This window comes from Acidisphaera rubrifaciens HS-AP3, from assembly GCF_000964365.1.
Taxonomy (GTDB): domain Bacteria; phylum Pseudomonadota; class Alphaproteobacteria; order Acetobacterales; family Acetobacteraceae; genus Acidisphaera; species Acidisphaera rubrifaciens.
On record NZ_BANB01000137.1, the window covers coordinates 1 to 7467 of the forward strand.

10 protein-coding genes and 1 pseudogene are annotated in these 7467 nt (G+C 71.6%); 6 read left to right on the plus strand and 5 right to left on the minus strand.

From position 1 onward, the window contains the following. Nucleotides 1-229, minus strand: a pseudogene (locus B8460_RS05100) (AI-2E family transporter); the annotation flags it as partial. 114 nt (nucleotides 230-343) lie between these two features. Between B8460_RS05100 and otnI the strand changes: the two are divergent. The 5 genes from otnI to metC all read left to right on the plus strand — a co-directional run bounded on the left by otnI (nucleotide 344) and on the right by metC (nucleotide 5318). Then, on the plus strand, nucleotides 344-1123 hold the full coding sequence (gene otnI / locus B8460_RS05105; RefSeq protein WP_048860502.1) for a 2-oxo-tetronate isomerase: 780 nt from the start codon (nucleotides 344-346) through the stop codon (nucleotides 1121-1123). Nucleotides 1124-1589: 466 nt separating this feature from the next. Next, the gene (locus tag B8460_RS05110) at nucleotides 1590-2465 is read left to right on the plus strand and encodes a helix-turn-helix domain-containing protein (RefSeq protein ID WP_048860508.1); all 876 of its coding nucleotides are present in this window, start codon (nucleotides 1590-1592) and stop codon (nucleotides 2463-2465) included. A 116-nt stretch (nucleotides 2466-2581) separates the two neighbouring features. Then, nucleotides 2582-3268, plus strand: coding sequence for an NUDIX domain-containing protein (locus B8460_RS05115; protein WP_048860503.1), 687 nt, complete (start codon nucleotides 2582-2584; stop codon nucleotides 3266-3268). Further along, nucleotides 3265-4116: a 3-mercaptopyruvate sulfurtransferase gene (gene sseA, locus B8460_RS05120; protein ID WP_048860504.1), complete on the plus strand. Its 852-nt coding sequence runs from the start codon at nucleotides 3265-3267 to the stop codon at nucleotides 4114-4116. Before B8460_RS05115 ends, sseA begins: the two co-directional genes overlap by 4 nt. Continuing rightward, nucleotides 4116-5318: a cystathionine beta-lyase gene (gene metC, locus B8460_RS05125; RefSeq protein WP_048860509.1), complete on the plus strand. Its 1203-nt coding sequence runs from the start codon at nucleotides 4116-4118 to the stop codon at nucleotides 5316-5318. Before sseA ends, metC begins: the two co-directional genes overlap by 1 nt. A gap of 10 nt (nucleotides 5319-5328) precedes the next feature. On the opposite strand, the gene B8460_RS05130 is transcribed toward metC, so the two are convergent. The 3 genes from B8460_RS05130 to B8460_RS05140 all read right to left on the minus strand — a co-directional run bounded on the left by B8460_RS05130 (nucleotide 5329) and on the right by B8460_RS05140 (nucleotide 6902). Beyond that, on the minus strand, nucleotides 5329-5703 hold the full coding sequence (locus B8460_RS05130) for a hypothetical protein (RefSeq protein WP_048860505.1): 375 nt from the start codon (nucleotides 5701-5703) through the stop codon (nucleotides 5329-5331). Then, complete coding sequence (locus tag B8460_RS05135) at nucleotides 5703-6266, minus strand: hypothetical protein (RefSeq protein ID WP_048860506.1); 564 nt, start codon at nucleotides 6264-6266, stop codon at nucleotides 5703-5705. The genes B8460_RS05130 and B8460_RS05135 overlap by 1 nt, the downstream gene beginning before the upstream one ends. 162 nt (nucleotides 6267-6428) lie before the next feature. Then, nucleotides 6429-6902, minus strand: coding sequence for a Fur family transcriptional regulator (locus tag B8460_RS05140; protein ID WP_048860510.1), 474 nt, complete (start codon nucleotides 6900-6902; stop codon nucleotides 6429-6431). 35 nt (nucleotides 6903-6937) lie between these two features. Between B8460_RS05140 and hisI the strand changes: the two genes are divergently transcribed. Next, nucleotides 6938-7354 (plus strand): phosphoribosyl-AMP cyclohydrolase, encoded by a 417-nt coding sequence (gene hisI / locus B8460_RS05145; protein ID WP_048860507.1) that lies wholly within the window; start codon nucleotides 6938-6940, stop codon nucleotides 7352-7354. Here the strand turns inward: hisI and B8460_RS23575 are convergent. Beyond that, complete coding sequence (locus B8460_RS23575; protein ID WP_456303902.1) at nucleotides 7338-7457, minus strand: pirin-like C-terminal cupin domain-containing protein; 120 nt, start codon at nucleotides 7455-7457, stop codon at nucleotides 7338-7340. The genes hisI and B8460_RS23575 overlap by 17 nt on opposite strands. Nucleotides 7458-7467 lie beyond the last annotated feature (10 nt).

Genomic DNA, 7467 nt, shown 5'->3' on the forward strand with positions numbered 1-7467 from the left:
CCAGCGCCAGAGGCAGCAGCACGACGACCGCCGTCAGCGTCACCATCACCGCCGCCGTGGCGCTCGGCCGGAGCCGCAGCCGCAGCCGCAGCCGCTCGCTCAGCGGCCATGTGCTGTAGACGAGGATGGCGGCCCACAGGATCGCCGAGGCGAACGGATACAGCACCACGCCGCAGCCGACCGCGATCGCGATCAGGAGCAGCGACAGCAGGACACGCTCGGTCGTCATGACGCCCTCCCTTGTTCGCCGCCCGGCGCGCCGCGATGCCGGCCGCGGGTGCCCTGGTCCCGACGGCCGCCGGCGGCTAGCGTGCTGGGTCGATCCCGATCCGAGGAGCGCCGCATGCCCCGGCTGGCCGCCAACCTGTCGATGATGTTCACCGAAGTGCCGTTCCTGGACCGCTTCGCGCTTGCCCGGGTCCACGGGTTCGATGCCGTCGAGTTCCTGTTTCCGTACGACCACAAGCCGGCCGAGATCAAGGCACGGCTGGACGCCAACGGCCTGACGCAGGCGCTGTTCAACCTCCCGCCCGGCGACTGGGACGCCGGCGAGCGCGGCCTGGCGGCGCTGCCGGGACGCGAGGCGGAGTTCCGCGACGGCGTCGCCCGCGGACTGGACTACGCGGCGGCCCTGGACTGCCGGCTGCTGCACTGCATGGCCGGCATCCCCCCCGCCGGCCTGCCGCGCGCCACGGCCGCCGCCGTCTATGCCGCCAACCTCGCTTATGCGACGGAACAGGCCAAGTCGGCGGGCGTGCGGCTGACGCTGGAGCCGATCAACCAGCGCGACATGCCGGGCTATTTCCTCAGCCACCAGGCCGAGGGCGCCGCCATCGCCGCCGCCTTCGGCACCGATCGCGCGGGGCTGCAATTCGATCTGTATCACTGTCAGGTGACCGAGGGCGACCTCACGACCCGCATGGCGCGCCACATGGACGTCATCGCCCACATGCAGATCGCCGACGTGCCCGGACGGCACGAGCCTGGGACCGGCGAGATCGGCTGGGCGCACGTCCTCCGCCGCATCGACGAGCTTGGCTACACGGGGTGGGTGGGTTGCGAGTACCGGCCGGCTGCGGGGACGGTGGCGGGACTCGGCTGGCGCGCCGCGTTCGGCGTCTGATCCCGCCGGCGGGAACGCGCCGCTCATTTTCAAACGCTGAAATCGGCGGGACGCAGGACCGCTTTTTGATCGCGCGACCCGGGCCATGCGATTCAGGCGGTGGCGGCGGACCGAGGCGAGGCGTGAGACGGAGGGGTGGCCGCCGAACCGTCGCATTATCCATCAAAGGTTGCTAAACACCGACTAGACTGTTACCGACAGTTCCGTGTTACCGATGTTTAGGTGACATCTCGCCGAACCCCTGGACGAGTCGCGCGTGTTGATCCGGTGTTGATTTTCTGGCGATATGCTAAACCTACGCTGGCGTGCGTAACCTCGACGCTTCGACCGGAGGCGGCAGCGGAGCGACTGTCCCCTTCGCGCCGCCGCTCCCCGCCGCCCGATGTCCGCAGGGAGAGCGATCCCCGGAGACTGACATTCCGCTCGCACTAGCCAAGGAGGCGGGCGCACGAGGCCCGTGGTCATGATGCGCTTTACCGAGATCGGCCAGCAGCTACGAGCCTATCGCCTCGAGAGCGGTTTGCGCGCGGAAGAGATCGCCGCCCGCCTCGGCGTCTCGCGCGCCGCGCTCTACCGCTACGAAAAGGGCGAGGTGATCAAGCTCGACACGATCAAGCGCCTTGCCGAGCTGCTGAAGATCTCGCCGCTGTCGCTGCTCGGCATCGGCGTCGAATACTACAACCGCCCCGTCGGCTTCTTCGAGCGGCTGCGCCAGGTGGAGGAGACGGCCGATCAGCTTCTGCTGATGGAAGGGCCGGTGTGCTACCTCACCACCTCCGACAGTTTCGACAGCGCGCTGGCCGAAGTCTTCGACGAGGTGGCGGAACAGACCGGCAGCGACCGTGTCGCCATGCGGTCCATGGCCGAACAGGTCATGGGCATCCAGTCGGCGCGCAAGCGCATGTACAACATGCGCCGCCCGAGCATCATCGCGATGCTGCCGCTTCCCGCGATCGAGCGTTTCCTCGCCGGCGGCGTCGCGGGGACCATCCAGGCCTCCGAGCGCGTGCGCCGCATCTGCCGGCAGGTCGCGGCCGCCGAGGTCGAGAATATCGCGCAGATCATGGAAACGGAGCCGATGGGCCTGCAGTTCGGTCTGCTGACCGGCAGCGAGCCCACCACCAGCTTCGGCGTGCTGCGCGCCCGCGACCGCGCCAACCTGTCGATCAACCCGTTCCGCGCCGACACGCACCCCAGCGCGCATACCGGCGTCGCCATGATCACCGGGGCGGACGAGGCCGTGGCGGCGCATCAGCGCGTCGCGGAGGCGAACTGGCGCGAGGCGCTGAAGGGCCCCGCCGGCGCCGCGCGGCTGCGCGCCCTGCTCGGGGCCAACACCTGAGCTGCCCGCTGGCCTGAGCCGTAACCCGGGCCTGAGCCACCTCTCGGGTCCTGACGCGCCCTCCCTTGGGGCCAGCGGCGTTTCCCCGGCGCGGCCAGCCGGCTATACGGGACCGCATGCCGTCCGCTCCTCCGCCGCCGCACGTCCCCGCGGACCTTCCCGACCTCGCCATCCCGGCGCACCCGGACGTGGTGATCGTCGGGGCGGAGCGGGTGTGGGACCGGCGCACCAAGCTCGACATCGTCCGCTTCCGCCATCGCCGCTTCGACGGGACGATGTCCGAGACCCGGACCTGGGAGGTCTGGCGGCGAGGCCGCGCCGCGGCGATTCTGCCCTATGACCCCGTGCGCGACACCGTGGTACTGATCGAACAGTTCCGCCTCCCGGCGCTGGTCGCCGGCTGCGATCCCGTGCTGGTCGAGCTGCCCGCCGGCATGTGCGACGGCGATGAACCGCCGGAGGCCACCGCGGCGCGCGAGATCGAGGAGGAGATGCACCTCGCCGCCGCCGACCTGACGCCGATCGGCACCTTCATCCTGACCGCGGGCGGGGCGGACGAGACCTGCGCCATCTATGTCGGCCGGGTCACGGCGCCGCCGGCCGGACCGGACGGGGTGGTCGCCACCACCGGCGGCCTCGCGAGCGAGCACGAGGACATCCGGGTGCGGGTCTGGGACGCCGCCGCCGCGGAGGCCGCCGCCCTTGCCGGCCGTATTCCCAATTCCGTCGCGGCCCTCGGCCTGATGTGGCTGACCGCGAACCGTGCCCGGCTGCGACGCGACTGGACGGAGACCGACCGATGACCGACGCCCCCTCTTCCCCGCTCGTCTCCGCCGACTGGCTCGCCGCGCATCTGCGCGATCCCGATCTGCTGGTGTTCGACGCGACCAAGTTCCTGCCCGGCATCGACCGCGACGCGGAGGCGGAGTTCCGGGCGGCGCATATCCCAGGCGCCCGCCGCTTCGACATCGACGCCGTCGCCGACGACGAGCAGGACCTGCCGCACATGGTCCCGAGCGCCGGCCGCTTCGCCCGCCTCGTCGGCGCGCTCGGCATCGGTAACGCCAGCCGTGTCGTTTTCTACGACGACAACGACATGATGTGGGCCGCGCGCGGCTGGTGGATGCTCGGCCTGTTCGGTCACGACGCCGCTTATGTGCTCGACGGCGGGCTCGCGGGGTGGCGCGCGTCCGGGCAGCCGACCGAGGCCGGCCCGGCCGCGCCCTCCGTCCCGGCGACGTTCCGCCCCGACCTGCGCGCCCGCCGCCTGCGCGGCATCGGCGACATGCTGCGCAACGTGGCGACGGCCGAGGAGATCGTGGTCGATGCCCGCGGCGCCGCGCGTTTCCACGCGCATGTGCCCGAGCCGCGTCCCGGCATGCGCGGCGGCCACATCCCGGGCGCCGTCAACCTGCCCTATGCCGAGGTGCTGACGCCGGCCCGCACGCTGCGGCCGCCGCCCGAGTTGCGCGCACGCTTCGCGGCGTTGGGCATCGACGGGGGCCGTCCCGTCGTCGCGACCTGCGGCAGCGGCGTCTCCGCCTCGCTCCTCAGCCTCGCGATGGCCGCGGCGGGACTGCCGCCGGCCGCGGTCTATGACGGCTCATGGACCGAATGGGGCGGGCGGTCCGATACGCCGGTCGCCACCTGATGCCCGACGATCGCGACCTTCCGCGCCCGCTGCACCCCCGCACGCGCCTGACGCACGCGGGACGCGCCGGCACGCGCGCCCATGGCTTCGTCAATCCGCCGCTCACCCGCGGCTCCACCGTGCTGCACGAAAGCTGCGCCGACCGTCGCGCCGCCGGCCAGCGCGGGCTTGATCAGTATCTCATCTACGGCGTCTGCGGCACGCCGACGCACTGGGCGCTGGAAGACGCGGTGGCGGAGATCGAGGGCGGGACGCGCTGCCAGATCGTCTCGTCCGGCCTCGCCGCCGTGACGACGGCGCTGCTGGCCTATCTGCGCGCGGGCGAGCACTGCCTGATGCCGGACAGCGTCTATGGCCCGAGCCGCCGCTTCTGCGGCATGCTGGAGAGCCATTACGGCATCCATACGACCTATTACGATCCCGCCCTCGGCGACGCCGGCATTGCGGCACTGATGCGTCCGCACACGCGCGTCGTGTTCGTCGAAAGCCCCGGCAGCCATACGTTCGAGATGCAGGACGTGGCCGCGATCGCCCGCGCCGCCCATGCCGGCGGAGCGAAGGTGCTGATGGACAACACCTGGGGCATCCAGTTCTTCCAGCCTTTCCGCCACGGCGTCGATGCGTCGATCCAGGCGTTGACGAAATATGTCGGCGGCCATTCGGACGTCCTGTTGGGCAGTATCACGACCAACAGCGACGAGGACTGGGAACGGGTACGCCAGACGGCTCTGATACTGGGCCAGTATGCCAGCCCCGACGATTGCTGGCTCGCCCTGCGCGGGGTGCGCACGCTCGCCGTGCGGCTCGACGCGCAGATGGCGGCGGGACTGCGCGTCGCGGCGTGGCTGCGCGAGCGGCCGGAAGTGTCGGAGGTGCTGCATCCCGCGCTGCCCGGCGCGCGCGGGCACGACATCTGGCGCCGCGACTACACGGGCGCGTGCAGCCTGTTTGGCGTGGTGCTGCGGCCCGACTACACCGTGGAGGCCATGCACCGCATGATCGACGGGCTGACCCTGTTCGGCATCGGCGCGTCCTGGGGCGGGTACGAGAGTTTGGTACTGCCGACCACCGGCACGCTGACGCGCACCGCCGGCACCGGCGATTTCGGCGGCCCGGCGATGCGCCTGCATATCGGCCTGGAGGACGTGGACGACCTGATCGCCGATCTCGACGCCGGCTTCGCGATCCTGCGCGCGGGGTGAGCGCGCGCCGTCAACGGCCCTGAATCGCGTCCATCGCGGGCGGGAACGTCAGCACGAGGCCGACCGCAAATCCGATCGCGGCCGCCGCCACGACCGGGCCGAGTCGCACCGAGCGGTCCCGCCACAGCAGGTGCAGCCCGAGCCAGGACAGCAGCCACACCGCGATCGCGCCCGAGGTGACGCCGGACAGCGGGCCGGTCGGGTGATAGATGTCGAACAGCCGGGCGACCGGAGGCAGCGCATCGCCGGCCAGCGCGAAGACGCCGAGGGCCGCGACGCCGATGCCCGTGCCGAGCACGGCCGCCGCGCCCGGCCCGTTGGGCGGCGGCGCGCCCGCCGGCGTCGATCGGGTGTCATAGCCGAGGCCCGGCTCGCGCGTGTCCATCAGCCGCCTCCCTGCATCAGCGTGAGCACGGCGCCGCCGCGCACCGGGGCGAACTTGTTGAGGAAGGCGCCGAAGCCGCCGGCGGTCCCGGCGGCGAGGAACGCCACGACCGCGAAGGCGAATACCGCCGCGTACAGGCCGCGAAACCGAACGCTCCACGCCCGGTAACGGACGAACACATAGGCCGCCATCGTCATGGTGATCGGCGCGATCCAGGCGACATGCTCCTTCCATTCCATGCCGAGGTCGTGCCATCCGGACGTGGCGGGGCTGGACAGCAAGAGCCGCTGCGGAAAGTCGTGCAGGTCGGCACCCGCGGGCGCGATGGCGCGGTACCACGGATAGATGACATAGGCGCCGCTCAGCACCGCCGCCCATCCCAGCACCACCATCACGACGAGATAGGCCGCGAACAGCCGCTGATCCCGCCGCGGGAGGGCAACCGTAGCGCCGGCTGCCATGCGGTACAGCCCGACCAGCGCGCCGGAGAACGCCAGCAGGAACAGCGCGCCGAAACACATCCCGTGCAGGACGGTCAGGGCGTCGCGGACGGTCATCTGCATGTGTCGTGCTCCCTGCGTGCGACGCGCTGCCGGCTCTATCGGGGCCCGGGCGATTGCAGTGTCAAGCTTCGTGGGCGTCGATTGGAGCGCCGGCCGATAACGATGCCGTCAGGCGGGCGCGGCCGCGTCCAGGCGGCCGGACGCAACCAGGCCGACGCGGACCTAGCCGGAGCCGTGATTGCAGTCCGCGCACAGGCCCTCGGCCTCCACCGTGGCGCGCGCGACCGCGAAGCCGGTGCGCCGGGCGGCGGCGGCGAGCGCGTCCGTCACCGCCGCGTCCTCGATTTCCGTCACCCGGCCGCAGCCACGGCAGATCAGGAACTGGGCGGCATGCGCGTGCCCGCCCTCCGCGTGGTCGCCCGCGACGCACCCGACATAGGCGGACAGCCGTTCGAGCTTGTGGATCAGCCCGTGCGCGAGAAGGAAATCAAGCGCGCGGTACACCGTCGGCGGCGCCGCGCCCGGCTGCGTCCGGCGCAGCGCGTCCAGCAGCTCATAGGCGCCGAGCGGCCCCTCCGCCTGCAGGATCAGGCCCAGCACGGCCCGCCGCTGCGCCGTCAGGCGCCCGCCATGGGCGGTGCAGACCCCCTCCGCATGGTCGAGCATATGCTCGACCGGGGCGGGAAAACGCGGCATGTCGCCATCCATCACGACGCCCTATGTAGTCCGCCATGACCGAGCTTGCAGCCATCCTCGACGCCATCCGCTTCGATCCCGCCGGCCTCGTGCCCGCGATCGCCCAGCAGCACGACACTGGCGAGGTGCTGATGATGGCGTGGATGACGCGCGCGACGGTGGAGGAGACGCTGGCGACCGGCCGCGTCTGCTATTTCAGCCGCAGCCGCGGCCGGCCATGGCGCAAGGGCGAGACGTCCGGGCAGGTGCAGCACCTGCGCGAGCTGCGCATCGACTGCGACGGCGACACGCTGCTGCTGCTCGTCGATCAGACGGGCGCCGCCTGCCACACCGGACAGCGCAGCTGCTTCTTTCGCGCCGTCCGCGACGGCGCGCTGGTGGAGATCGCGGCCCCGATCGCCGATCCCGAAGCCCTCTACGGCCACGGCGGGCGCGTCATGGAAGGGGGATGAACTCCGCCTCGTCGCCGGGCACGCGGGCGAAGCGGCCGGCGCGCCAGTCCGCTTTCGCCTGTTCGATGCGCTCGGGACGGGACGAGACGAAGTTCCAGAACAGATGGCGCGGC